This is a genomic window from Dyella sp., assembly GCF_035277725.1.
Lineage (GTDB): Bacteria > Pseudomonadota > Gammaproteobacteria > Xanthomonadales > Rhodanobacteraceae > Dyella_B.
Genome location: NZ_DATEJY010000191.1, coordinates 1 through 24,478, shown reverse-complemented (window position 1 = coordinate 24,478; position 24,478 = coordinate 1). Strand labels below are relative to the sequence as shown.

Sequence of the window (24,478 nt, the reverse complement as noted above, 5' to 3'; positions counted from 1 at the left end):
CACCTCACCCCGCTGGCGCGCAGCCATATCGAGCGCGCCGATGTGGTGTTCGCGGCGCTTTCCGATGGCGTGGTCGAAAAGTGGCTGCAACGCATGCATCCGGACGTACGCAGCCTTCAGCCCTATTACAAGGAAGGCAAGTCGCGGCTGAAGACGTATAAGGAATGGGTCGCCCTGATGATGGACGAGGTGCGCACCGGCAAGCGCGTTTGCGGCGTGTTTTATGGGCATCCCGGTATCTTCGCCTGGTCGCCGCACAAGGCCATCGAGATGGCGCGCGCGGAGGGCTTTGATGCGTATATGGAGCCGGGTATTTCAGCCGAAGACTGTCTTTATGCGGACTTGGGCATCGATCCCGGCCGGTTCGGGTGCCAGCACTTTGAAGCCAGCCAGCTGTTGTTTTACGAGCGGCGCATCGATCCTGCCGGGTATCTGGTGCTGTGGCAGGTCGGGCTGGTCGGCGATTGGTCGCTGGGGCGATTCCAGACCGGGCCGGCGTATCGGCAGGTGTTGGTGGATCGGTTGAGCGAAGATTATCCGCTGGATCACGAGGTGATTGTTTATCGATCGGCAACGTTGCCGATCGACAAGCCGCAGATTCGCCACGTGGCGCTGCGTAGCCTTCCCGATATCTCGTTGACCACCGAGGAAACCGTGGTCCTGCCACCGGCCCAGACCTTGAAGGTAAACCTGGCGATGCGAAAGCGGTTGGATGCTTTGGATAAACTGGAAAGAACAGGCATGGTAGCGAACGCCTAGCACTAACCGGCCAGGCACGATTTTTACGTGGTCCGCGCATATGGGGTGGAAGGTTTCTGATGTACGTGCCGCCATAAACCGGCGTGATAATGGCTTATAGGGCAACAGCGTTCTACTGCTCCACTGCGCCACGATCGACATAAAAAAACAGGGAAATAACATGACTGATACGATCGACTTGTTGGAAGCCATCGGCCGAGATGCGTCGCTACGCCATGCTTCGACGGAAGAATTGACCAAAGTGCTAGTAAAAGCTCAGGCTTCCGAAGCACTCAAGGAGGCGGTTGCGTTCAGTGACAGCCTGCGGTTGTCCAGGGAATTGGGGCCGATACGACAGCAATCGCCTCAAGTAAATATGCTTCCTGACGACGAGGAAAGACCAGAAGAAGAGGAGCCGCTTGAAGGCCCGCTACCCACACCTCCGTCGCAGCCGAGCAGGAACTAGGCAGGCCTGCATGTGTAGGCTGCCGATTCGCACCCGCGTATGGCCCTTTATGATGGCCATGTTCTGGGTTGTGCTCGTGCAGCCAGGATACGCAACTGCTCCCATAGCGGATCCGGCCAAATTCCTCGACCAGACTGAAAGCCTGCGGATGAAAAATCATCCCCAGTTCGTACAGATGCTGGAGCAAATCCACCAGCAGGATTCCCGCCTTTCCGAAGCCGAGCATTGGCACCTACGTTATCTCGATGCATGGAACGCCCAGTTCGATGGGAACTATGAAAAATCGGAGCAAGCGCTTCGCCAGATCATCGCCCACTCCGGCGATCCGAAGCTGATTACCAAAGCATCGGCACTTCTTGTAAAAATCCTGTCGATCAATCGGCGTTACGAGGAGGCTTTTGCACTGGCCAATCACCTGGCGTCCGCGTTGCCTGAGGTCAATGATCCTCGGATACGTTTTGACCTGTTGATAAATCTATCCATAACGCTGGATTTTGCCGACCAAATCGATTTGGCGGTCCAGTATGCACGCATGGCAGAAGATACGACTCCTGCTGGCGAAACGTTATGCGCCCCTCTCGTTATGGAAGTTTCGGCACTCTATAACGGCAATCGACTGACATCAGCCAGCCCAGAAGTACACCAAGCCATCGATGCCTGCACGGCGCCCCAGGACAAGACTCTTGGCAACTCCATGTGGCTGGTTCTGGCCAATCTTTATATCGACGAGAAACAACCACTCAAGGCTCTGGCTCTGCTCGATCAAATTGCTCCGTCTGTCCTTGGTGCCCACTTTTATCCTCATATACTGTCCTCACAGGTCGAGCGCGCGCAGGCCTATGTCCAATTGGACAACATCAACGAAGCAAAAAAAGTCGCCTTGGCAGCCTTGGCCATGAGCCATCCCGATGACACTGGCGATTGGGTAATGAACGACTATCAAGTGCTTTACGAGATCGAGAAAAAGCAAGGGCACAACGCAGCTGCACTCGCCTACCACGAACGCTACTCTACCCTCGAAAAGAGCCATCTCGATGATGTCCACGCCAGAGCATTGGCCTACGACGTCACCGAGCAGCGCTTGCTTGTTCAAAAAATGCAGGCGCAAGGCCTGAGCAAGCAAAACAATATTCTAAAATTGCAACAAGCATTGGCCGGCAAAGCCGTCGAAACCAGCCGTCTCTATATTGCTTTGCTGTTGCTGGTATTGGTATCGGTCGTCGTTTGGCTGTTTCGCCTCAAACGCTCGCAGCTGCGCTTCAAACAGCTCTCCAGCATGGACGGGCTTACCGGCATCTTCAACTATCAACACTTCACCGGTGAAGCCGAACGTGTGCTGCGCTTGCTGGAGAAAAAGCACAGCAGCGCCTGCCTCATCGCCATCGACCTCGATCACTTCAAGCAGATCAATGACACCCACGGTCACGCGCTCGGCGATACCGTGCTGAAACGCACTGTCGCCATTTGCCGGCATCAATTGCGCCCCAACGATCTGTTCGGCCGCCTCGGCGGCGAAGAATTCTGCGTACTCCTAGTCGAATGCCGGCGCGATCAGGGTCTGGCGATTGCCGACTGCATTCGCGCTGCGCTGGCAGCCACGCTGATTGATGTCGATGGAGGCGTCGTGTCGTTTTCCGCCAGCCTCGGCGTGGCATCTACCGACACGTCGGGGTTTGAGCTGCAACGCTTGTGCAAGGAAGCCGATGCCGCGCTGTACAAAGCCAAGCGAGCGGGTCGTAATCGTGTTGTTGCCAGTGACGAACCTGCCGATCACGGCCAGGCCGAGCATGCCGGGAAGCGTGCAAGCCAGGTTTGAGCGGCTAAGCCGTATGCGTCCATGGCTCGTGGCCATGACGTGGTGTTTGCTTGCGCACGTCAGCTACGCCGCTAGCTCGATTACGAACCCAGGCGAGTTTCTGGATCAAGCCGAAAGCGTGCGCCTGAAAGACCATCCGCGGTTCATCCAGATGCTGGCGCAAATTCACCACGATGCGCCCCAGCTTTCCGAAGATGAGCAATGGCACCTGCGTTATCTCGACGCATGGGAAGACATGTTCAACGGAAAATACGTCCAGTCCGAGGGGGAGTTTCACGAGATCATCGATCGCTCCGGCGATTCGATCCTGACCGCCAAGGCATCGGGCATGCTGTTGACCAACCTCGCGTTCAACCGACGCTACGAAGACGCGTTTGCGCTTGCCAATCATCTGGCGTCCAGCCTGCCTACGATCAAAGATCTGGACAGTCGCTATACGCTGCTGACGAATCTATCGCAGATGCTGGATTTCGCCGGCCAGACCGACCTGGCTGTGCAATATGCACGCATGGCGGAGGATGCCATTCCCCCCGACGAAGATGCGTGCCGGCCTTTTTTCCTGGAAGCCGCGGCACTGTATAACGGCAAGCGGCTGACATCGGCCAGTACGGAAGTGCGACACGCCATCGACGTCTGCACGGCTGCACGCGAACCGGTCATGGCCAATGGGATGTGGCTGGTCCTGTCCAACCTTTACATCGACGAAAACCAGCCGGCCAAGGCGATGACGGTGCTCGATCAGGTCGCACCGTCGGTGCGCATGGCGCATTTTTACCCGCATATGCAGTCTTCGAGGGTGGAGCGCGCACAAGCCTACCTTGAGCTGGGCAACCTCGTTGAGGCGAAAAAAGCCGCCTTGGATGCACTGGCCATCAGCCAACCGGATGACACCGGCGAGTGGCTTATGAACGACTATCAGGCGCTGTATCAGATCGAAAAGAAGCTGGGCCATAACACCGCCGCGCTCAACTACTACGAACACTATTCCAACCTTGAAAAAAGCCACCTCGACGACATCCGCTCGCGCGCGCTCGCCTACGACATGGCCGAGCAGCACCTGCTGGTGCAGAAGATGCAGACGGAACGTCTTAGCAAGCAAAACAGCATTCTCACGCTGCAACAGACGCTGGCTGCCAAGGCGATCGAGACCGGGCGGCTTTATATCGTCCTGCTGGTATTGGTGCTCGCATCGGTGATCTTGTGGCTGTTCCGGCTGAAACGCTCGCAGCTTCGCTTCAAGCAACTCTCCTTTCTGGATGGGCTTACGGGTATTTCTCATCACCAGCACTTCATCAGCGAAGCCGAACGCGCCTTGCAATGGCTCGAGAAAAAACACGGCATGGCTTGCCTGGTCGCGATCGATCTCGATCACTTCAAGCAGATCAACGACACGCACGGCCACGCCCTGGGCGATGCGGTACTGCGTTGCACGGTCGCCATCTGCCGGCAGCATCTGCGCGCCAGCGATCTGTTCGGCCGGCTCGGCGGCGAGGAATTCTGCGTGCTGCTGGTCGATTGCCACCACGAACAAGGCATGGCGATCGCCGACCGCATTCGCACCACCATCGAGGCGACGCTGGTGGACGTGGAAGGCGGCGTCATGTCGTTTTCCGCCAGCCTTGGCCTGGCGTGTACCGATCAATCCGGTTACCAGTTGCAGCGCTTGTCCAGGGATGCGGATGCGGCGCTTTACAGGGCGAAGCGCGCTGGGCGAAATCGTGTCATGGCAGCCAATGCCGGGGGTGATATCTGAAGCACGTGAAGGTGCAGTCTTGCGAGGATCGCTCTCCCTTCCCTGCGGCAGTAGGGGAGGGCTGGGGTGGGGTTGCTTGGGCTTTAGCGCGCAGCCGAATGTCGCGATGAATGTTGGCAGCATGAATCATGTGGCGATATACACCTTGCGGCGACGTGTAGCCCTAGCCGCTCGCTTCGCTCGCACTCCACCCTAGCCCCAATGCTCCAAACTTAAGGATTTTCAACCGCTGGAAACTCTTGTTCGTCATTCCAGCGACTTTTAGCCGAAAGGCACTGGATTCCTCGCTCCTCAAAGCCGAGCACGTCCATGTGCTCTCCCCGCGTACCAGCTTTCGCTGGAATGACGGGTTTGGATTCTGTGGCGACTGAAAGAGCCTTAAGTTCGGAGCATTGACCCGTTCCCTCCCCTCCACGCAGGGGAGGGAATCGACTCGCGGCGTTTTACGGCTTCGAGGCACGATCGGCAAGTCCGGAAAAGATGCGATCAAGAGACAGGGATCAAGCCCGGGGCAACCCAACCTACGGTTAGCATGTGCTGCGTGTTTTCACATGTCATATGCGCCGCACCGTGTTCTAAGCTAATTGTCCCCTCCCTTCCCTGGAAGTTCGCCGATGCCCAACACCGTTGCCCTGATCGAACGCTATTACGCCGCTTTCAATCGCGGCGATTGGCAGGCCATGCTCGATTGCCTGGCCGACGACGTGGCGCATGACACCAATCAGGGTTCGCGCGAGTCGGGACGGGAGGCATTTCGGGCTTTTCTTGCGCGCATGGAGCGCAGCTACCGCGAGCAGTTGACGGATATTGTGGTGATGGCGGCAGCCGGGGGCCAGCGCGCGGCAGCGGAATATGTGGTGCATGGCGAATATCTCGCCGACGATGAAGGCCTGCCGGCGGCGAGCGGGCAGCGCTACGTGCTGCCGGGCGGTGCATTCTTTGAAATGCGCGATGGCAAGATCGCGCGGGTTACCAATTACTACAACCTCAATGACTGGATCGCCCAGGTGTCCGCCTGAGCACGGGAACGCAACGATGACGCTGCATATCCTCAGCTGCACCGGCGAAGCAGTCGCGCCCTATCTGGAGGACCTGGCCCGGCTGCGCACCACCGTGTTCCGCGATTATCCCTATCTGTATGAGGGCAGCACGGATTACGAGAGCGATTACCTGATGGCGTACGCGCGCTCGCCGCGCAGCGTGTTCGTGCTGGCGCTGGATGATCAGGAAGTAGTGGGCGCGGCGACCGGTATTCCGCTGTTGGATGATCAGGTGGCCTTTCAGCTGCCCTTCCGCAAGAAGGGCTATGCACTGGAACCGATTTTCTATTTCGGCGAATCGGTGCTGTTGCATGCTTATCGGGGCAAGGGCATCGGCCATCGCTTTTTCGACGAGCGCGAGACGCACGCGCGGCGCAACGGATTCAAGCAGACGGTGTTCTGCGCGGTGGAGCGCGATGAGCACGATCCACGCCGTCCACCGGAATATCGCTCTAACGACGGGTTCTGGGCCAAGCGCGGCTATCAGCGCCAGCGTGATCTGTTCTGCGAACTCTCGTGGCGGGAGCTTGGGCAAGAAGAAGCCAGCCCTCATCTGTTGCGCTTCTGGTCACGCTCGCTGGAGTTCTGAACACGATGAAGGTGACATTTGCCGTCGGTCAATGGCCGATCGAGGCCCCTCGGCACTTCGATGATTTCGCCGCGCGCATCGAGCGGGAGTTGGCGGCCGTCGCCGCGCAAGGTGCGCAGTGGGTGGTGCTGCCCGAATATCTGGCGCTGGAACTGGCTTATACGTTCGGGCCGGAGATCTATAACGATCTGCATCGCTCGTTGGCATCGGTGGATACGCTTTATGCGCGCTGGCTTTCGCTGTTTGGCGGTATCGCGCGACAGCGCGGCATCTACGTGCTGGCCGGCAGCTTCCTGCGCCTTCACGGCAATGGCGGCTACCGCAATCGCAGTCTGCTATTCGATCCGCACGGTCATCACGTGTGGCAGGAAAAGCTTCGCCTTACCGGTTTTGAGAAAGAAGCCAAGGTGATCACGCCTGGCAACGCACTGAAGGTGTTCGATACTGAATTGGGGCGCGTGGGCATCAACATTTGCTATGACGTGGAGTTTCCTTTGTACGCACGCGCGCAAACCGAAGCCGGCGCTGCCTTGTTGCTGGTACCCAGTTGCACCGATACCGCGGCGGGCGCTGCACGCGTGCGTATCGGTTGCCAGGCGCGCGCGCTGGAGAACCAGATTCCCGTGTTGTGCGCGGTAACGGCGGGTGAAAGCGAATGGAGTGCGGCGCTGGATACGAATACCGGCCGCGCGGCGATTTATGTGCAACCGGATTGGGGTTTGCCGGATGGCGGTGTGCTGGCCGAACTGGATGCCGCGTCGGGCTGGCTGGTGGCCGAGGTGGATGTGGCCGGCGTGCAAGCGGCGCGTGCGAATGGGCAGGTTGGTGTAGCGAGTGATTGGCGGGGACAGTTGTTGCCTGGTGTGCAACGCGCGTTTGTTGCGAAGTTTGAGCAGGCATGAATTGGAAACCAGCCACCCTGCACGCATGCGTTGGGTTACCCCCGGATCAAGTCCGGGGTAACCCAACCTGCGAACTCAGTTGCCCTGCAAGGGAAGGTGCCGCTCTCCTTCCAAACGATAGACATCCAACCGGCTGCACATCTCTGCAGTATCGATGCGGAACTTGAAGTACGCGACGATCTCTTCACCATCGTCGAGATGAAACCATCCACGCACACCTCGGCCATCGCTATCGATATGCTCGATGGCAGTGAAGTACATCACGCCGACGTTGTCGCGCGAAAACTGGTGGAAACCCCTGCGCTTGCCGTTGTCGAACAGCTTGGCTGAAGCAGTGAAACACGTCAGCCAGGTGAGTTTGTCGCCCGCTTGCAAAGCAGAGACCGCCTTGTGCACGGTTGGGTGTAGACGTGTCTCCGAATCGATGTCCATACAATCACGCGTCCTCCGAAGACGACTCGCTGCAAAAGAAGTCCAACCATGAATGCCTGAACAACTTCCGAGATCGAGAGGCCCCCTGGAGACACGCGGGAACTCGGTAACGCGTACCTTTACCAGTTTTGTGTCGTCGCAACGTGATCGTTGATCTTCACAAAACAGAACAAGCGCGCATCGCGCTGCCTGTAAGTTATGTGAACACCGCGCGACTGAAGGAGCGGCGATTAACCTGCGTGTAAAGATCGTCACGGTATTCTCGGTGGACCAAAAACAAGAAGACGCGAGGTGCACGCATGACTGTCATGCATTTAACGAACGTGCTGCGTTTCGATGAATTTCTCAACAAGGGCGGGCGCCATCTGTTCGAGATCACTGCAGACGAAATGCCGGAATTGCACGATGTACAGGGCGTGCACCAAGGCATCAAGATTGCGTGCAGGGTCTCGACCGCAAAGCAAGGCACCTGGGCCAGAATCGTGGATCAGCTGGCAGCGCGTAACGGCAGTTGCCTCTACAAGCAGGTCGCCTCCAATACCTATCGCGTCGTTTGCACCATCCCGCAAGGCTCTGGCATGCATGGCCATACATGTAGCGCACCGCCGGCGTGATGCGTCCAGTTCGTTCGCTTCAGTAAAACGTCAATTTCACGCAAGCTCGATAGATCCATTGCCACAGTACGGCGCAGGTCCGCACCGGGTCCTGCATCGTCTTGCTAAAGTTTTACCTGCCCTACTCCGGCATCGATTGCCCCGACAGCATCCTGGTACATGGCGATACGGCCATGCGCTTTCCTTCGCGGAAAGCGGCGCTGGCGTTTGTGGTCGAGCATTACCGTGATGAGCCATCGGCTACGAATCAAGCGATCGTCAGCATCGAAGGTCAGGATGGTTTGTGGCGATCCTTTGATCGGCGGCTATTGCCGGCAAGCGAGCACGGCTAGTCAGCCATCGAGTGCGCCGAACCGCGCCTGATACAAGCCGCTGATCCACTCCACGAATACGCGTACGCGCGGCGACAATTGCCGTCGATAGGGATACAGCGCGGACACTTGCAAGGCGGGGCTTGGCCAGTCGGCCAATACTTCCACCAGTTGCCCATCGCGCAAAAGATTCTCCACGTGATAGCGCGGCAATTGGATCAGCCCGCAGTTGCGCATCGCGCAGATCACATAGGCCTCCGCATCGTTGACGGCGATCCAGCCGCCAACGGTAACGCTGCGCGGTTTGCCGTCGACGATCAGGTCCAGCGTGTGGTCGATGCCGCTGGTGGAAAGGAATTTCACCACCTGATGGGCAGCCAGCTCATCCAGATGCTGCGGTATGCCGACGCGGGCGAGATAGTCGGGGCTTGCGCAGATCACTTGCGGCATGCGGGCGAGAGGGCGCGCGACCAGCGCGGAGTCGCGTGGCGTGCCGGAGCGGATCACGCAATCCACGCCTTCGCGCACCAGGTCGACCAGACGGTCGCCGCAGCTGACGACCATATCGATGCCGGGATAGCAGCGGCGAAAGTCATCGATATGCGGCAGCACGATGTGCATGGCATGCGTGCCGGACATATCCACCCGTAAGGTGCCGCGCGGGTTGGCGGCCACGTGGCGCAAGGCGGCTTCCGCATCGTCTAGTTCGCTGAGAATCTGCACGCAGCGTTCGTAAAAAGCTTGACCATCCAACGTGGCGCGCACCTGGCGCGTGGTTCGCTCCAGCAATCGCACGCCCAGCCGCGCTTCCAGCTCCTTGATGGCGTAGGTGGCGGTGGCGCGCGGAATATCGAGCATGTCCGCCGCCCGGCTGAAACTGCCGGCCTCCACGATGCGGGTGAACAGTTGCAGGGTTTCTAGGCGATCCACGGCCGGATTATTGAGTCTGGTTGAATTTGATTATCAGGTTAGCAGCATTTATCCCAACAGCACGAACGACCAGACTGGCTCCCGTCCCAACCCACACCCTTCACTGGAGCCTTCCCATGAGCCAGAACCTATCGAGTCAGCCCCTACCGAAAACGGCCATCGTCACCGGTGGTTCGCGCGGCATCGGCCAGGCCATTGCCATGCGCCTTGCCAAGGATGGTTTCGCGGTCGTCATCAACTACGCCGGCAATGCCGCCAAGGCAGAGGAAACGGTGGCCGCGATCGAAGCAGCCGGTGGCAAAGCGGCGGCCGTGCAAGGCGACGTTGGCAACCCGACGGACGTCGCCCGCCTGTTTGCTGCCGCGAAGGAAACCTTCGGCGGCATCGACGTGGTGGTCAACAGCGCCGGCATCATGCCGCTGGCGCCGATTGCCGAAAGCAGCCTGGACGCCTTCGACAAGACCATCGCCACCAACTTGCGCGGCGCGTTTCTGGTGATGGCGCAGGCGGCGCACCAGCTGGGCAAAGGCGGGCGCATCATCGCGCTTTCCAGCAGCGTACTCGCCAAGGCCTTTCCGGCGTATGGCGCCTACATTGCCAGCAAGGCCGGCGTGGAAGGCCTGGTGCACGTGCTTGCCAATGAATTGCGCGGCCGTGACATCACGGTAAACGCGATCGCACCCGGCCCCGTCGCCACCGAGTTGTTCTTTACCGGCAAGTCGGACGAGCAGGTCGCGCAGATCGCCAAGCTTGCACCGCTCGAACGCCTCGGCACGCCGGAAGAAATCGCCGCCGCCGTGTCTTTCCTTGCCGGTCCCGACGGGTCCTGGGTGAATGCCCAGGTGATTCGCGTCAACGGCGGCTTCGCCTGAGCCCTGGGAGAACGTCATGAACCAGCCACACGTCATCCTGATCACCGGTGCATCCAGCGGCTTCGGCGCGATGAGCGCACGCGCGTTGGCCGATGCCGGCCATATCGTGTACGCCAGCATGCGCGATACCGCCGGGCGCAATGCACCGCAAGTCGACGCGCTCAACACGTACGCCGCCGCCAACAAGGTGCAACTGCGTGCGGTCGAACTGGATGTGCAATCCCAGGCATCCGCCGACGCGGCCGTGGCGCAGGTCATCGCCGAACAAGGGCGCCTCGACATCGTGATGCACAACGCCGGCCACATGGTTTTCGGCGCGGCGGAAGCCTTTACGCCGGAACAATACGCACAACTCTATGACATCAACGTACTGGGCACCCAGCGCGTGAACCGCGCCGCCTTGCCGCAACTGCGCAAGCAACAACACGGCATGCTGCTGTGGATCGGCAGCAGCAGCCATCGCGGCGGCACGCCGCCGTTCCTTGCGCCCTACTTTGCCGCGAAAGCAGCGATGGATGCCGTGGCTGTGAGTTATGCCAGCGAACTGGCGCGCTGGGGCATCGAAACCACCATCGTCGTGCCCGGCGCCTTCACCAAGGGCACCCATCATTTCCTGCATGCCGCCACGCCGGCCGACAAGGAACGCCAAGCCACTTACGACCAAGGCCCCACGCAAGGACTTGCCGACGAAGCGTTGAAAAACCTGGCCGCCTGCGAACCGCCGGATGCCGATCCCGCCAGCGTCGCCCGCGCGGTAGTCGAGGTGGTGAATACACCGTATGGCCATCGCCCGTTCCGCGTGCATGTCGATCCGGCCGACGACGGTTGCGAGGTGGTCAACGTGGTGGCCGATCGCATTCGCGCAGAGTTTCTGCGCCGCATCCAGCTGGGCGACTTGTTGTCGCCGCGCATTCAACACTGAGGAGCAACATCATGCCGTTTGCCAATTACAAATTTCCCGAAGGCATTCTCGATGCCGCACGCAAGGAAGAGATCATCCATCGCACTACCGCCATGTTTGTCGAGTACTTCGGCGAGGGTGTGCGGCCGTATTCGATGGTGTTGGTGGAGGAGGTCAACGATGGCGGCTGGGGGCGGGCGGATGAAACGTTGACGTTGGCGAAGATGGGATTGGGATTGGAGAAGAAATAAATGCCGTATGCCTCTTCCCTACTTGCAGCGGCAATCTTGCGGTAGCGCTTGGGCTTGCTTCACCGTCCTTCCGGCGAAGGCCCACTGCTATCCGGGAAAACAAGATGCATGGAAATTTTTTCGCACATCGCCTGACGTCTAAATTTTCTACTTGAAATTCAAGATCCCCTGATTCGTCGCCCCGGCGAACGCCTGGGTCCAGTGCCTTTGAGTATCCGCAAGTCGCTGGGTGATTCGCTCCGCTCACCCCTTTCGGGGCCGTCCATTCGGACGTTCTCCGCGCTTCGCGCTGCGTCCGGCTTTCGCCGGGACGACGAGGTATCAAGCTCTTCGGCGAATGAGGAGAGTGTTCCCCGGACAGCAGTGGGCGAAGGCCGGAATGGCGATGGGGTGACCAGGGAACATCGCGAGCTTGCTTCACCCCACCCCAACCCTCCCCTACTACACGTAGGGGAGGGAGCCGTTCGCGGCATGAATCGGCATGGCCTCGACAAGCATCACTCATGCGAAGGCCTGTCATTGATCCAACTCTGCCAATTCTCCGCATCAAGCTTCTCCGCCATAAACGCATTCGCCAGCTGCGCAAGCGTCGATAGCGCATTCCCGCCATCCGTACCCAAGGCAATCTTCGGCACGATCGCAATCTGCCCTTCGCGCAAGGCGTCGGCAAACTGCTTGCCGAGATCATTGATCAACTGCATGCGCGCGCCCTCGCCGGTCAACGCTTCAGCCTTGGCGCGAATCGCATTGGCTTCCGCCTTGCCCACCGCTTCCGTGGCTGCCGCTTTACCTTCGCCCACCGCAATCTGGCGTTGGCGCTCGGCGTCGGCATTGATGTTGATCACTTGCGCCTCCTTGGTCGCGGCGGCAATCGCGGCATCGCCTTCGTTGGTCCTGATCTTCACGTTGATCTCGGACTTGGTCAGTTCGGCCTGGATCTGGTTTCTGGCCTGCGCCTCGCGCAAGGTACGTTCCTTGATCGCGGCTTGTTGTTGCTGGTCAAAGGTTTCCATCTGCTCCTTCGCCACCTGGCGATCACGCAACTGATTCAGGATGGTGTCGATGCGCTGCCCCGACGTCGCACCCGGGCTGCCGTGCGGCGTGCCGATCAGCACTTCCTGCAAGTCGAGGTTGTAGGCGGCAAAGCGTTCCCGCATATCCGTACTGGCTCTTTCCTGGATGGCCGAACGTTCCTGCAGCAGTTCGATAAGTGTTTTGGTTTGGCCGATGTTCTTGAAGTACGCGGAGACCATCGGATCGAGCGTCTGGTCCACCAGGCGCTTGATGTCGCCGAAGCGTTGCACCACCAGCGGCGCCTTGCGGTAATCGATATGCACCACCACCGACAACGGCATCAGCGGTTCGAATGCATCCTTGGTGATCAGTGCGACCTCGGTGAGGTTTTCGTCGTATTTGTGCGCATGGGTGACTTCTTGCGACCATTTGAGAATGAAATTGGTGGTTGGTACCAGTTGAATCTTGCCTGCGTACGTATTGAACGCGTACTTGCCTGGCAACAGCGGCTCCTTCCACACGCCGCGGCAACCGTTGTCGACCAGTTCGCCATGCGAATAACCGTCGCCCGAGCGGTCCGTCCCCGCCTGGCCGAAATACGACACCACCACGCCTACGCTGCCAACCGGCACGGTGGTCTTGCGGATGAACTCCACCGTGCCAAACAGGCGATTGAGATAGTACGTGCCCTCCACCAGCACCTGATGCTGACGACCACGGCGGCCGCCTGCGCGCAGGAATGCATTGATGTTCTGGAAGTTGTTATGGAAAGTGGCCTTGTTGGCGGGATCCTCGCCCACGCGCGGCGCGACGATTTCATCCGGCGGCAGCACCGGGCCATCGTGAATGGTGACGACACCGAGCACATCGCGCGGATCGTCATCCGGCCGATCGGTGCGATCCGTGCTCGAAGCCAGGCCGCCGATCACCACCGGGGTGAAGCCATTGCGTTCGCGCAACACTTGTCCCATATGGTCGACGGTGTCCTTCTCTTCATCCGAAAGCAGCAAGCCATGCACACGCGATGCCGTGATGATGGCGAACTGCGCGACGTTGATGGCATGCGTACCCTCGCGCAGGATCATGCGCTGCGGACCTTTCTGGCCGCCGGCTTTCAGGAACGCGGAAGCGTCTTCAATGCCGGTGTCGACGATCGCGCCCAAGGTCTGGCCGTCCACCAGTTCGTGGCCGTCACGCGCAAAGATGTAGCCAAGCTCGCCTTGCGGAATCGTCACCAGATCAACCTTGTGTACGCGGTACTGGAACGGAAAGAAGTAATGCAGGCCACCGCGCAACACGTGCGGTTGGAAACCCACTTCGCCGTTCAAGGCGATCAGGCCGCGCGTAAGCGATGGCGCGCCCCATAGCCGCTCGACGATACCGACGCGATCGTTGGGAATGTAGACGAACACGTTGGACATGAAAGTCAGCGCCACGAGTACTACGACAGCTATTGCAATTGCGATAAGCAGAGTCATTGCTGTTTGTCCTTGTTGAAAAAAATCTGACAGGTCGTCAGGGCGGTTTTTGGAGTGCAAAGGGCCGCAACCCGGCGTCTTTTGCGGGTTGTTGTGGATGGATTGCTTGAGCGGCTTAGGGCCTGAAGGGCGTCATGCGGCTAAGGCTGTCGTCGTCGATCAGCCAGACACGATCCGCCCGGCAATGGCCGAGTCGTTATGAAAAACGCATGGAATGGAATGAACATGGCGGTGACCATGAGCGAACACACGCTCTCAGTCGTACATGCTTCAAGTGGAAGGAGTGGACGTTTTGCCCCTGGAGAACAGGACGCTAGGGCCTGCTGGTCTTTCGCGATGCGCCCAGTTGGGAAGGACACTGCAAGATGCGGATCATGTCGGCCAGTCGGTTGACCTTGAATGGCGCGCATTCTACGCCGGATTTTTGCGAGTGGGGGTGACGTTATAACAGTCGGTGTGGCCCATCTTGCGGGCGTAGGCCGGGATGGCAATCCCAGCTTTCGTTGGGATTATCGATGCCGGGATTTCATCCCAGCCTACGCGGACCATTACGGCGTGATGTGCTTCACCGGAAAATCAAAATACGTATCCGGGTAAGGCTCGTCTTTCAACGTGAAGTGCCACCATTCCGTTTCCAGCGGCGTAAAGCCAGCATCCATCATCAAGCTCTGCAGCAACAAGCGGTTGGCTTTTGCTTGAGGTGAAATCGCTTGATACGAAGGGTGCGAAACGGGGCTGAAGCAATCGAAGCCGGTACCGAATTCCAAACTGTTGTCGGGCGCGCGCTGTTGTTTCGGCGCCGTGCAATCCACCAGCGGCATGTCGGCTGCAATCTGCGGAATGTTGCTATCCAGCGGCGCAATGGTGAGATCAATCGTGCTGCCGCGGCTATGGCCGGAATGCGCCGCGATATAGCCTTCCTCAAACAGGCGATTCTTGGGAACAGCGGCATAGAACTCCGCCTGCATCTGGGTGGCCTTCAGATCCGCCGCCCAGCTTACGAAATCATCCACGGCACGCTGCGGGCGATAGCAGTCGTAAGCCTTCAGCGTGAGGCACATCGGCAACAGCTTGGCTTCGACTTTTTTCAGCGCTGTAACGGCAGGTTTGGTGAGCAGGCAGGCAGGCTCTTCGTAGCCGTGAATGTTGCGGCCGATGAAGTTGTGGCTGGTCGCATAGCGCATATCGAATTGCATCTGCGGAACGGCTTTTTCTACGTCCACCATGTTGGCTGGCCGTTGCCGTACAAGCTTGAAGGGCTGGTCGGCGGCCATCGGCGTGGACGTAACGAGCCATGCCATCGTCCACAAGGCCACGTATTTGGCAACCATCGTGTCCCTCGCTGAAAGTTGGTTGGCTTACTCATAGCACACGACGACATTTTCGCGACAGCCGAAGATACGCAACTCAAGAGGGACATTTGGCGTTGTCGGGTTTTGTTGGGTTACGCTGCGCCAACCCAACCTACGACGGCATCTCAAAAGGTATCTCGCATGTCCGCACCGCTGGATTGGCTAAGCCGCCTGCTCGAGATCACGCCTGTGCGCGGGCAGCTCGATCTGCGCTGCATGTATGGCGCGCCGTGGCGCATTGACCAGAGCGAATCGGCGCCGGGTGAAATTCCGTATCACGCGGTATTGGGCGGCAGCGCCATGCTGGAAGATCCCGTTAGCGGAAAACCGCAACAGCTGGTAGCGGGAGACATTGTGCTGCTCGCCGATGGCGATGCGCATACGTTGCACGATGGCGGCGGCAAGCGCGCCAAGCCTGCGCGCGAACGTGCCGTTGCCAACCTGGTATGGAGCGAAAACAGCGGCACCGGCGCGCGGCTGGACATGCTGTGCGGGCGCTTTGTGCTCAATCCCGCGCATGCACGGCTGCTGCGCGGTTATCTGCCTGCGCGCTTGATCGCGCATTCGGCGGCGCAGACGGAAAACACGACGGACACCGGTTTGCATCTGTCCAATCTGCTTGGGCTGATGCGCGTTGAAACAGGCAGCGACAGCCTTGGCGGGCGCGCCATGCTCAATGCGCTGTCGACGGCGCTGTTTGCCTTGACGTTGCGGTTTGCCAGCGAAGCGCAGGAAGCGCCTGAAGGATTGCTGGCCTTGGCCGGTTATCCGCGTTTGGCGCCGGCGTTGGAAGCGCTGTTCCACAACCCGGGGCATCCGTGGACGCTGCCGGCGCTGGCACAGCTGTGCAACATGTCGCGCGCGACGTTTGTGCGTTTGTTCCAGGAGAAGCTGGGCCGTTCGGCCAGCGATCTGCTGACGGACGTGCGCATGACGATGGCGGCGAATGAGTTGCGTACGTCATCGGCGTCGACAGGAGCGATTGCGGAGCGGGTGGGGTATCAGTCGGAGGCGGCGTTTCAACGGGCCTTCAAGCTGCATATGGGGGTGACGCCGGCGAGTTGGCGGCGTGGTTTACAGGCCTGAATCCGCGTGGCGAAATGCTGAAGTTTTATAGAAGGCCCAACGCTACCGATTCGTCATCCCAGCGAAAGCCGGGATGACGTTGTTTTGCTTTCCCGCAAACGGTTTACACCCGCTCAACCGCCGGAAAATCCAGCGTGGTGTCATTGATGCGATTGAACACGTTGGTAAACGTAATCGCCGCGATCGCCAGACTGATGTCCACCAGCTGTGCGTCCGTATAGCCGACCTGCTTGATCGCCGCGAAATCCGCATCGCTGACCGTGCCGCTGCCTTTCACCAGCTTGAGCACGAATTGCAGCAGTGCGTCGCGGCGGGCGTCGCCGGTGGTTTCGCCCTTGCGGATCTGCTTGAGCACGTCGGGCTTCAGGCCAGCCATCTTGCCCAGCAAGCTATGGGCGGCTTCACAGTAGTCACAGCCGGAGGCAGCGCTGACGGCCAGCTTGATGGTTTCGATGTCCTGCCTGGCGAGCGTGCCGGCCGTCAGCACGGCGTCGGCCTGCAGCATCGCCTTCAGGGCGGCAGGGTTGAGGGCGCCGATGGCGGCATAGGTGTTCGGCACGCTGCCGGCGGCCTTCTTGATTTGCGCAAAGACCTCGGCGGTGGCGCCAATGGCAGTGTCGGCGGCGGGGGTGTTGATGCGAGACATGGTCCTGACTCCGTTTGTGGTTGTGATGGGGTCACTTTAGGGAACCCGCCGCAGACGCTTAATGCCTCGTTTTCTCAGAAACATGCTCGTTCGTCTCAAGCTTGCGTTGCCGGAAAAAAATACCCGCGGCGATTGAACCGAACCGCCCCCGCGAGGTATGAACTGCCATAAACACCGATGCTTGGGGCACGGCCATGCGCAAGAAGCAGGCGGATCCGGCAGGGGGGTGGGAAGGCGCCGCGACAGATGAGGAAGCCGCCTTGCTCGGCCGCGTCGCGGCGGAGGAAAAGGATGCATTCGAAGCCTTGTACCGTCTGTACAGCCCGCGCCTGCAACGCTTCGTGCGCGGCGTCACCAAGCAGCCTGCGCTGGTGGAAGAGATTCTCGACGACACCATGATGGTGGTATGGCGCAAGGCGTATACCTTCAATCACGGCTCGAAGGTTTCGACCTGGATTCTCGCCATTGCCTATCGACAATCGCTCAAAGCGCTCGAGCGCCTGGGCCAGCTGCACGATACCGAGCCCTATGAACCCATGGAGGCATCCACGCCTGGTCCGGACGATGCCTTGCAGCAGCAGGAAGTGCGCAAGCATCTGGACGATGCGCTGGCTGCGCTGTCACCCGAGCAGCGCGCGGTGATGGAGCTGACTTACTACTTCGGCTACGCCTGCCGTGATATCGCCCAGATCATGGGCTGTCCGGTGGATACGGTGAAAACGCGCATGTTCTATGCGCGGCGCAAGCTCAAGGCATCGCTCGCATCACAGCGGGAGGCCATATGAACGGTCGGGTGATCAGGTTCGAAGGTTCCGTGCACGCAGAAGCCGATCGGCTTTTGCCGTGGTACGTCAACGACACACTGGATGAAGACGAGCGCCAGCAAGTGGACCAGCACTTGGTGGAATGCCTGCATTGCCAGCAGGAAGTGGCATGGTTGCGCAACGTGCGCGAGGAATTCGCCACGCAGGCCGAGCAGGATGACGTCTCGCCGAAGATGCAGCACCTGCATCGCCGTATGAGAAATCCGCGCCGTGCATCGCCTACGTCGCCGGTATGGCAGCGCCGCGAACGCCGGCTGGCGTGGCTGGTGGCGTTGCAGGCAGCGGTGATTCTCGGCTTGGGCATCGGTTTGCTCAGTCAACAACACGTTCCGTATCGCACCTTGAGCGCGCCGGGTGACAAAGGCGCGTTGCTGATAGTGGTGTTCAACGCGCAAGCACGCGAAGCGCAAATGCGCGAACTGGTGCGCGCAAGCGGTGCACGTATCGTGGGTGGCCCCACCGCGCAAGGCGCGTATGTATTGCGCGTACCGGATGCGCGCGAAGCCTCGGCGCGCAAGTTGCTGGCCGCCTCGCCGCAAGTCGCCCTGGTGGAAGATTTAAGCGCGGGCGGCAATCCATGAAGCACGTGTGGCTGTTCGCGATATGGCTAAGTGTTGGCATGGCTGCGCATGCGCAAACGCAGCCGCCGACGCAGGTGCTGGTGATGCTGCGCGCGGCTGCGCCACATCTTCGCGCCGGCGATGGCTACGCCGTCAGCTACACCGCATCGCCCGATGAAAACGCGCGCCTTCGCATCGCACACGCACTGGCGCAGCAATATGGCCTGCAAGTGGTCGACAGCTGGCCGATGCCGGCCTTGGGCCTGGACTGTTTCGTGATGCGGCTTGCGCCCGGCACGTCCGCGAGCGACGTCACGCAGTTGCTCTCGCACGATGCACGCGTGGAATCGGCCGAACCGCGGCAGGCATTCCACACGCTTGCCGGCGACGATCCGCTCTATTCGCTGCAACCGACCGCCAACAACTGGCATCTCGCCGAATTGCATGCGGCGGCCACCGGTCATGGCGTCGCCATTGCGGAAGTGGATAGCGGCGTCGATAGCGGCAACCCGGATTTGGCCGGGCAAGTGGTCGAGCAACGCAATTTCGTGGACGACAGCGCCTATCGCGCCGAGCTGCATGGCACCGAGGTGGCCGGCATCATCGTCGCGCGCGAAGGCAATGGCGTCGGCATCGCGGGCGTGGCACCGCACGCGCAGCTGCTGGCCTTGCGCGCCTGTTGGCAACTCGCCGACGGCAGTGCGGCATCGGCATGCGACAGCTTCACCCTGGCCAAAGCGCTGCAATACGCGCTGCAAAAGCACGTGCATATCATCAATCTCAGCCTGAGCGGTCCGGATGATCGCTTGCTGGAACGCTTGCTGGATGCCGCGACAGCGCAACGCATCGCCGTGGTGGGCGCGGTGGACGACAGCGCTGCCGATGGCGGCTTTCCCGCTTCCTACAAGGGCGTGCTGGCGGTCGCCGGGGAACGCTCAACCGTACAGGTGCACGACGTCTTGCACGCACCAGCGGAAGATATTCCCACCACCCAGCCCGGTGCCCGCTGGAATCTGGTGAACGGCTCATCCTTTGCGGCAGCGGAAGTCAGCGGCCTGGTGGCCCTGCTGCGCGACCTGTCGCCTGACATCACGCTGACGCAGCTGCATGACGCTTTGCACGCACGAACTGCGCTAGGCTTGGTTTCAATGCGGCCGATGACGATCGATGCATGCGCGGCCGTGGCGCAAGTGAGCCACCGTTGCATTTGCCATTGCGCCGCCACGCATGCGTCCCTGGGAGAGCCGCGCCGATGAGCATGCCTCGTGTTCCGGATCGTCGTGGCCGTTCTGCTCACGTTGTTGGCGGTACCGGCCCGCGCTCAAGTCACGGGCAGCGCCACCTTCGTTTCCGATTACCGCTTTCGCGGTGCGTCGCTCAGCGACGATCGGCCGGCTGCGCAAGTGGCGTTCGATGTCGATTGGCCGTCCACCGGCTGGTATGCGGGAGGCATGATGTCCAACGTGCGAACTGATGCGGGTCACGCCGTGCAAGGGCTTGTTTACGGCGGTTACGTGCAGCGCCTGGACGCGGATCTGAGCTGGGAAGGCGGCGTGCGCTATACGCGCTTCAGCGGTGGCGAATCGTATGCGTATGCGGAGGCGTATGCAGGCGTCACCTTTCGGCAACTGGTGGGCCGCCTTTATTACGCGCCGAATTATTTCAATGCCGGTTATGGCACATGGTATGCCGAACTCAACGACAGCCATGCGCTGACCGGCCACTGGTACGTGTTCGCGCACGCAGGCTATCTGCGGCGCAACGGCAATGTGGCGGACTATCACGCGAGCCGTTTTCATTCCGATCTAAGGGCGGGTCTCGGATTCGCCGTGCAGCCGTGGAATATCCAGCTGAGCTGGAGCACGGCACACGGCGCGCCCGATGTCGCGCTCGGTTATCCCTCCGCTGCGGACACCCACCGCAACGCCTGGGTTTTCAGCGTCGCGTATGCGTGGTGATGCTATGGGCGTGCGTATCTCACTGATCTGAATTCATCGCCAGCGTTTGCACCGACCTTCTCATGCACGCCATGAGAAGCGGGGACGTTTACGCCCCCGATCGACCTCTTCGTTCCGAAGGAGAACATGCAATGACACCCATTTTGCGCAACAAGCAACTCGCCCATGCCGTGCTGGCGGGCTTGATGGTGGCCGGCGTGGCCGCCGGCACGCTGTATGCCAGGCCCGCCGCCGCCCAAGACGACAACGGCCATGTGCTGATCGCCGACCAGTTCAACAACCGCGTGATCGAAGTCGACCGCCGGACGCACCAGGTGGTGTGGCATTTCGGCAATGGTTCCGATCTGCCCGGCCCGCACAGCGTGGTCGGCGTCAATGACGCAGAGCGCTTCGGCCCGCTCACGCTGATTTCCGGCACTGGCACGCCGCCCGGTTTGCCCGGCTGTTCGGATACGGTGAACGGTTGCCCGGACAACCGCGTATTCATCGTCGACCCCACCGGCCGCATCATCTGGCAATACGGCCAGGCCGGCATTGGCGGATCGGGGCCCAATCAGTTGAATACGCCGGTGCAGGCGTTGTTTCTGATCAGCTTCCCCCGCCACCTCGGCCCGCACGTGCTGATTGCGGATCAAGCCAATCAACGGGTGATTCTGGTGAACTTCAATCATCAGATCGAATGGCAATACGGCACCACCGGCGTGAGCGGCGATGGTCCGAATCAGCTCAATAATCCGAACAGCGGCGAAGTGCTGGAGAACGGCCACATTCTGATTGCCGACGAAGGCAATAACCGCGTGATCGAGATCAGGCCCAACGGGCAAATGGTCAAGCAGTTCACCGCGGGTGGCACGGTCAGTGGCGCGGCGTTTGCCAGCCGCCTGCCGAACGGCGATACCTTAATCGCCGATTCCAACAACAACCGCATCGTGGAAGTAAACGGCAGCGATCAAGTGGTGTGGCAGTACTTCACCAACCTGCAAGCGGGCAGTAATCCCACGCCGCTGCCGACACGCGCCGTGCGCTTGCACAATGGCGATACGTTGATCAGCGATCAGTTCAACAATCGGGTGATTGAAGTCACCCCCGCCGGCAAGATCGTTTTCGATCAAGGCGAATTGAATATGCCGGGCGACGGCTTCAACCAGACCAATGGTCCGTATGATGCCAAGCAGATCGGCGACTTTACCGGCTTGACGCCGCCGTTCGACCTGTTTTGATCGATCGATGTGCGCCGATGGAATGCCCTCTCCTGCGCAGCGGGAGAGGGCCGTTTTTTTCCGATGTCTGAAGATTGCGAAACTGTTCGCAATCGTGATCGCGACGGGGACGGAAAGCGTTCAGGTAGTCAGGGTAGTCTTTACCTTGCGGCGATACAGCCGAATTACCCACACGGATTATCCGTATGAAACGACATCTTCTAGCCCTGGCCTTGCTCTCTTCGCTGCCGCTTGTCATGACCACCACGGCTGCCGCGGCGCAGGACTATCAGGACCATGGGGATCACGATCACGGGGACCATGGCCACGGCTGGGATCATGGCGACCATCATGACGATCGCGACCACCGCGACCACGACGACCGTGGCTGGCACGATGACCACGACCGCGGCGGCTGGCATGAAGACCACGGCCGCCACGTCGGTTGGGATAGGCATTACCGCCGCGGCGAATATCTGCCCGAGCGCTATCGCGTACGCGAGTATTACGTCGACGATTACGCGCGCTATCACTTGTATGCCCCGCCGCGTGGCTATGTGTGGGTGCACGGCGATGAAGGACAATTCGTGCTCGTTGCCGTCGCGACGGGCTTGATCGTGAATGAGTTGCTGGGGAATTAAGGCAACACTGATTAAGTCGCGTGGCGCTTGCTGAAAGCGCGGGTGCCATCGATTGCCATCATTGATTTCCTCCCCTGCAAGCAGGGGAGGAAATCGCATATTTCGCGGCTCAGGATTGCCGCAGCAGCACCTGCTCTTCTTCCGCTGCCATCGACACGCGCTCGCTATTGAGCCACTGCAGCCACTCGCTCAACACCACCAGCGTCCAGATCGCCCTGGCGTGATCGCTGACGCGTGCCTGGTGTTCGGCGAACAAGGCTTGTGCAACACGCGTGTCGATACCCGCCGCCGCCAGATCGCTACTGGCAAGGTGCGCCTGCGCCCACTCGCGCAACGGTCCGCGCAGCCATGACGCCAACGGCACCGACAGGCCGCGCTTGCGGCGTGTCACCACTTCCTTCGGCAGGTAATCCAGCGCATAGCGCTTGAGGAACACCTTGGTGGTCAGTCCGCGCACACGTGCTTCCAACGGCAGCGTGGCGGCGAATTCGATCACGGTCTGGTCGAGGAACGGGGCGCGGATTTCCACACCATGCAGCATCGCGCCGCGATCGGCTTTCGCCATCAGCGCGTCGGGCAGCGAATGGCCGAAGTCGTAGCGCTGGATGGTGTCGATCAGGCGGGCGGCATCGTGCTTGGTGTCGTCGATCGGTGGCTTGATGCCGAGCTTGTGCTGCCATGACGGCGGAATGCTTGCCGTCCACAGCAGATGCCGCGCCAGGCCATCGAGTTCCTGGCCGCTGATGAAGCGCTTCAATAGAAACGACAGCGTGACTTTCTTGTCGCTGGTCGGCAGTGATTCGATCGCGCGCTGCGCCAGGGCTTTCACCGGTGCCGGCAAGTTGGCGTAATGACTGGTCCAGCGTGCGCCGAGATAGGTGGGATAGCCGCCGAACAATTCGTCGGCGCCTTCGCCAGCGAGCAACAAGCGCACGTCTTGCGAGGCGCGTTTGGTGACCAGCGACAGCGGAATCCATGCCGGATCGGCCAGCGGTTCACCGTTGGCGCGAATCAGTTCGCGCAAGGTGCGCGGCACATCCTGCGCGGAAACATTCACCTCGATGAAGTTGCAGCCCAGCTGGCGCGCAAGCTGCGCCGCGTGCTGGCCTTCGTCGAAAGACTCCTCCGCGAAGCGGATGCAATACGCCGACAGTTGTTTTTCCGGCCGCACGCTGCGCGCCACCGAGGTCATCAGTGCGGAATCGATGCCGCCGCTGAGCAGCACGCCGTAGTCGACATCGATGTCGCTCTGCCGACGCACAGCTTCGCGGAAGATCGGATCGAAGCTGCGCGTGGTCGGCGCGGTGTTGGCTTTTTCTGTCGGGAAATCCCAGTAGCGCACGCGGCGGGTACCGGCCGGATCGATCACGATCATCTCGCCCGGGCTCACCTTGTGGATGTGCTTGAGCGGGCTGTTCGGCGCCGGGCAATAACCGGAGCGCAGATAGTGCGCGAGGCCGGTAGTGTCGATCTCGATATCCGGCTTGCACGCTTTGACCAGCGCTGCCAATTCGGAGGCGAAGTACACCGTCTGGCCGATGATGGCGTAATACAGATGCCGCTCGCCGGCGCGATCGCGCGCCAGGATCAAGCGTTGATGACGGCCGTCCCACAGCGCCAGCGCGAACACACCCTGCACGTGTTCCAGGAACGAGAGTCCTTTTTCCAGATACAGCGGCGCCAGCACGGCGACGTCGGTGGTCTGCGGCATGTCGTGCCCGGCATCGGCGAGCGAACGGCGTAACTCGTGGTGATTGTCGATCTCGCCGTTGCAGGCAACGATCACGCCCGCTTCATATTCCAGCAGCGGCGGCTGGTGCTGATCCACGCCGCGGATGGCCAGGCGATTGGTCGCCATGGCGAGGTTGGGCCGCGAAATATAGGCATCCCCATGCGGCCCGCGATGGGCCAGGGCATGCAGCATGAGGCGCGCTTGGTGCTCGAGGTGTGGCCGCGGATGTCCTGCATCCCGACTCAAGATTCCGCAAATTCCACACATGTAACGATGCTCTGATCGATTCCGCGGGCATCGGTGGCCCAATCGCGGAATTGTAATGGAAGGGGGACATACAGTTTGTTGATGCCGGGTCTGGCCCAACCCTCGC

The 24,478-nt window shown here is 60.3% G+C and carries 25 protein-coding genes; 19 read left to right on the top strand and 6 right to left on the bottom strand.

Features of this window, described 5'->3' with window-relative positions; translation table 11 throughout:
- From VJR68_RS16440 to VJR68_RS16410, 7 genes are all read left to right on the top strand, one after another.
- The coding region (locus VJR68_RS16440) for an SAM-dependent methyltransferase (RefSeq protein ID WP_324149488.1) at positions 1–759 on the top strand (759 nt) is incomplete at its 5' end.
- 160 nt (positions 760–919) lie between these two features.
- Positions 920–1,204, top strand: a complete 285-nt coding sequence (locus VJR68_RS16435) for a hypothetical protein (RefSeq protein WP_324149486.1) — start codon at positions 920–922, stop codon at positions 1,202–1,204.
- 49 nt (positions 1,205–1,253) lie between these two features.
- Positions 1,254–3,020, top strand: coding sequence for a GGDEF domain-containing protein (locus VJR68_RS16430; protein WP_324149484.1), 1,767 nt, complete (start codon positions 1,254–1,256; stop codon positions 3,018–3,020).
- Between the two features lie 13 nt (positions 3,021–3,033).
- Positions 3,034–4,773 carry a GGDEF domain-containing protein gene (locus VJR68_RS16425; protein ID WP_324149482.1) on the top strand — a complete coding sequence of 580 codons (1,740 nt, stop codon included), beginning with the start codon at positions 3,034–3,036 and terminating at the stop codon, positions 4,771–4,773.
- A 614-nt stretch (positions 4,774–5,387) separates the two neighbouring features.
- Positions 5,388–5,792, top strand: coding sequence for a ketosteroid isomerase-related protein (locus VJR68_RS16420; RefSeq protein WP_324149480.1), 405 nt, complete (start codon positions 5,388–5,390; stop codon positions 5,790–5,792).
- A gap of 16 nt (positions 5,793–5,808) precedes the next feature.
- Positions 5,809–6,402: a GNAT family N-acetyltransferase gene (locus VJR68_RS16415; protein WP_324149478.1), complete on the top strand. Its 594-nt coding sequence runs from the start codon at positions 5,809–5,811 to the stop codon at positions 6,400–6,402.
- Between the two features lie 5 nt (positions 6,403–6,407).
- Complete coding sequence (locus VJR68_RS16410; protein ID WP_324149476.1) at positions 6,408–7,304, top strand: carbon-nitrogen hydrolase family protein; 897 nt, start codon at positions 6,408–6,410, stop codon at positions 7,302–7,304.
- 75 nt (positions 7,305–7,379) lie between these two features.
- On the opposite strand, the gene VJR68_RS16405 is transcribed toward VJR68_RS16410, so the two are convergent.
- The gene (locus tag VJR68_RS16405) at positions 7,380–7,736 is read right to left on the bottom strand and encodes a hypothetical protein (RefSeq protein ID WP_324149474.1); all 357 of its coding nucleotides are present in this window, start codon (positions 7,734–7,736) and stop codon (positions 7,380–7,382) included.
- Between the two features lie 308 nt (positions 7,737–8,044).
- Between VJR68_RS16405 and VJR68_RS16400 the strand changes: the two genes are divergently transcribed.
- Entirely contained in the window at positions 8,045–8,350 is a 306-nt protein-coding gene (locus VJR68_RS16400; RefSeq protein ID WP_324149472.1) for a hypothetical protein, read from the top strand.
- 101 nt (positions 8,351–8,451) lie between these two features.
- Positions 8,452–8,682 carry a hypothetical protein gene (locus tag VJR68_RS16395; protein WP_324149470.1) on the top strand — a complete coding sequence of 77 codons (231 nt, stop codon included), beginning with the start codon at positions 8,452–8,454 and terminating at the stop codon, positions 8,680–8,682.
- Here the strand turns inward: VJR68_RS16395 and VJR68_RS16390 are convergent, their stop codons facing one another.
- Entirely contained in the window at positions 8,683–9,591 is a 909-nt protein-coding gene (locus VJR68_RS16390; protein ID WP_324149469.1) for a LysR family transcriptional regulator, read from the bottom strand. It abuts the gene before it with no gap.
- 116 nt (positions 9,592–9,707) lie between these two features.
- Here VJR68_RS16390 and VJR68_RS16385 point away from each other — a divergent pair, with 116 nt between their 5' ends.
- From VJR68_RS16385 to VJR68_RS16375, 3 genes are read left to right on the top strand one after another with little or no spacing between them, the layout of a single operon-like run.
- The gene (locus VJR68_RS16385) at positions 9,708–10,463 is read left to right on the top strand and encodes an SDR family oxidoreductase (RefSeq protein WP_324149467.1); all 756 of its coding nucleotides are present in this window, start codon (positions 9,708–9,710) and stop codon (positions 10,461–10,463) included.
- A gap of 16 nt (positions 10,464–10,479) precedes the next feature.
- On the top strand, positions 10,480–11,385 hold the full coding sequence (locus VJR68_RS16380; protein ID WP_324149465.1) for an SDR family oxidoreductase: 906 nt from the start codon (positions 10,480–10,482) through the stop codon (positions 11,383–11,385).
- 11 nt (positions 11,386–11,396) lie between these two features.
- The gene (locus VJR68_RS16375) at positions 11,397–11,615 is read left to right on the top strand and encodes a 4-oxalocrotonate tautomerase family protein (RefSeq protein ID WP_324149463.1); all 219 of its coding nucleotides are present in this window, start codon (positions 11,397–11,399) and stop codon (positions 11,613–11,615) included.
- Positions 11,616–12,112: 497 nt separating this feature from the next.
- On the opposite strand, the gene VJR68_RS16370 is transcribed toward VJR68_RS16375, so the two are convergent.
- Positions 12,113–14,107 (bottom strand): SPFH domain-containing protein, encoded by a 1,995-nt coding sequence (locus VJR68_RS16370; protein WP_324149461.1) that lies wholly within the window; start codon positions 14,105–14,107, stop codon positions 12,113–12,115.
- Between the two features lie 548 nt (positions 14,108–14,655).
- On the bottom strand, positions 14,656–15,438 hold the full coding sequence (locus VJR68_RS16365; protein ID WP_324149459.1) for a M15 family metallopeptidase: 783 nt from the start codon (positions 15,436–15,438) through the stop codon (positions 14,656–14,658).
- Positions 15,439–15,600: 162 nt separating this feature from the next.
- Here VJR68_RS16365 and VJR68_RS16360 point away from each other — a divergent pair, with 162 nt between their 5' ends.
- Positions 15,601–16,545, top strand: a complete 945-nt coding sequence (locus VJR68_RS16360; protein WP_324149457.1) for an AraC family transcriptional regulator — start codon at positions 15,601–15,603, stop codon at positions 16,543–16,545.
- Between the two features lie 103 nt (positions 16,546–16,648).
- Here the strand turns inward: VJR68_RS16360 and VJR68_RS16355 are convergent, their stop codons facing one another.
- The gene (locus VJR68_RS16355; protein WP_324149454.1) at positions 16,649–17,191 is read right to left on the bottom strand and encodes a carboxymuconolactone decarboxylase family protein; all 543 of its coding nucleotides are present in this window, start codon (positions 17,189–17,191) and stop codon (positions 16,649–16,651) included.
- Positions 17,192–17,385: 194 nt separating this feature from the next.
- Here VJR68_RS16355 and VJR68_RS16350 point away from each other — a divergent pair, with 194 nt between their 5' ends.
- From VJR68_RS16350 to VJR68_RS16325, 6 genes are all read left to right on the top strand, one after another.
- Positions 17,386–17,976 (top strand): RNA polymerase sigma factor, encoded by a 591-nt coding sequence (locus VJR68_RS16350; RefSeq protein WP_324149452.1) that lies wholly within the window; start codon positions 17,386–17,388, stop codon positions 17,974–17,976.
- Positions 17,977–18,005: 29 nt separating this feature from the next.
- Positions 18,006–18,596, top strand: coding sequence for a zf-HC2 domain-containing protein (locus tag VJR68_RS16345; RefSeq protein ID WP_324149450.1), 591 nt, complete (start codon positions 18,006–18,008; stop codon positions 18,594–18,596).
- Positions 18,593–19,831 carry a S8 family peptidase gene (locus VJR68_RS16340; protein WP_324149448.1) on the top strand — a complete coding sequence of 413 codons (1,239 nt, stop codon included), beginning with the start codon at positions 18,593–18,595 and terminating at the stop codon, positions 19,829–19,831. The genes VJR68_RS16345 and VJR68_RS16340 overlap by 4 nt, the downstream gene beginning before the upstream one ends.
- Positions 19,832–19,840: 9 nt before the next feature.
- On the top strand, positions 19,841–20,533 hold the full coding sequence (locus VJR68_RS16335) for a TorF family putative porin (protein WP_324149446.1): 693 nt from the start codon (positions 19,841–19,843) through the stop codon (positions 20,531–20,533).
- A 131-nt stretch (positions 20,534–20,664) separates the two neighbouring features.
- Positions 20,665–21,753 (top strand): hypothetical protein, encoded by a 1,089-nt coding sequence (locus VJR68_RS16330; RefSeq protein ID WP_324149444.1) that lies wholly within the window; start codon positions 20,665–20,667, stop codon positions 21,751–21,753.
- Positions 21,754–21,938: 185 nt separating this feature from the next.
- The gene (locus tag VJR68_RS16325) at positions 21,939–22,373 is read left to right on the top strand and encodes an RcnB family protein (RefSeq protein ID WP_324149442.1); all 435 of its coding nucleotides are present in this window, start codon (positions 21,939–21,941) and stop codon (positions 22,371–22,373) included.
- A 109-nt stretch (positions 22,374–22,482) separates the two neighbouring features.
- Here the strand turns inward: VJR68_RS16325 and asnB are convergent, their stop codons facing one another.
- A complete protein-coding gene (gene asnB, locus VJR68_RS16320; RefSeq protein ID WP_324149440.1) occupies positions 22,483–24,372 on the bottom strand; it encodes an asparagine synthase (glutamine-hydrolyzing) in 1,890 nt (629 codons plus the stop codon).
- Positions 24,373–24,478 lie beyond the last annotated feature (106 nt).

What these genes read in the sequence shown, in the direction of transcription:
- asnB (WP_324149440.1), bottom strand. Translation starts at nt 24,372, where the DNA reads ATGTGTGGAATTTGCGGAATCTTGAGTCGGGATGCAGGACATCCGCGG.
- VJR68_RS16325 (WP_324149442.1), top strand. Translation starts at nt 21,939, where the DNA reads ATGAAACGACATCTTCTAGCCCTGGCCTTGCTCTCTTCGCTGCCGCTT.
- VJR68_RS16385 (WP_324149467.1), top strand. Translation starts at nt 9,708, where the DNA reads ATGAGCCAGAACCTATCGAGTCAGCCCCTACCGAAAACGGCCATCGTC.
- VJR68_RS16375 (WP_324149463.1), top strand. Translation starts at nt 11,397, where the DNA reads ATGCCGTTTGCCAATTACAAATTTCCCGAAGGCATTCTCGATGCCGCA.
- VJR68_RS16410 (WP_324149476.1), top strand. Translation starts at nt 6,408, where the DNA reads ATGAAGGTGACATTTGCCGTCGGTCAATGGCCGATCGAGGCCCCTCGG.
- VJR68_RS16425 (WP_324149482.1), top strand. Translation starts at nt 3,034, where the DNA reads ATGCGTCCATGGCTCGTGGCCATGACGTGGTGTTTGCTTGCGCACGTC.
- VJR68_RS16355 (WP_324149454.1), bottom strand. Translation starts at nt 17,191, where the DNA reads ATGTCTCGCATCAACACCCCCGCCGCCGACACTGCCATTGGCGCCACC.
- VJR68_RS16340 (WP_324149448.1), top strand. Translation starts at nt 18,593, where the DNA reads ATGAAGCACGTGTGGCTGTTCGCGATATGGCTAAGTGTTGGCATGGCT.
- VJR68_RS16365 (WP_324149459.1), bottom strand. Translation starts at nt 15,438, where the DNA reads ATGGTTGCCAAATACGTGGCCTTGTGGACGATGGCATGGCTCGTTACG.
- VJR68_RS16330 (WP_324149444.1), top strand. Translation starts at nt 20,665, where the DNA reads ATGACACCCATTTTGCGCAACAAGCAACTCGCCCATGCCGTGCTGGCG.
- VJR68_RS16350 (WP_324149452.1), top strand. Translation starts at nt 17,386, where the DNA reads ATGCGCAAGAAGCAGGCGGATCCGGCAGGGGGGTGGGAAGGCGCCGCG.
- VJR68_RS16430 (WP_324149484.1), top strand. Translation starts at nt 1,254, where the DNA reads ATGATGGCCATGTTCTGGGTTGTGCTCGTGCAGCCAGGATACGCAACT.
- VJR68_RS16405 (WP_324149474.1), bottom strand. Translation starts at nt 7,736, where the DNA reads ATGGACATCGATTCGGAGACACGTCTACACCCAACCGTGCACAAGGCG.
- VJR68_RS16370 (WP_324149461.1), bottom strand. Translation starts at nt 14,107, where the DNA reads ATGACTCTGCTTATCGCAATTGCAATAGCTGTCGTAGTACTCGTGGCG.
- VJR68_RS16360 (WP_324149457.1), top strand. Translation starts at nt 15,601, where the DNA reads ATGTCCGCACCGCTGGATTGGCTAAGCCGCCTGCTCGAGATCACGCCT.
- VJR68_RS16380 (WP_324149465.1), top strand. Translation starts at nt 10,480, where the DNA reads ATGAACCAGCCACACGTCATCCTGATCACCGGTGCATCCAGCGGCTTC.
- VJR68_RS16400 (WP_324149472.1), top strand. Translation starts at nt 8,045, where the DNA reads ATGCATTTAACGAACGTGCTGCGTTTCGATGAATTTCTCAACAAGGGC.
- VJR68_RS16435 (WP_324149486.1), top strand. Translation starts at nt 920, where the DNA reads ATGACTGATACGATCGACTTGTTGGAAGCCATCGGCCGAGATGCGTCG.
- VJR68_RS16415 (WP_324149478.1), top strand. Translation starts at nt 5,809, where the DNA reads ATGACGCTGCATATCCTCAGCTGCACCGGCGAAGCAGTCGCGCCCTAT.
- VJR68_RS16420 (WP_324149480.1), top strand. Translation starts at nt 5,388, where the DNA reads ATGCCCAACACCGTTGCCCTGATCGAACGCTATTACGCCGCTTTCAAT.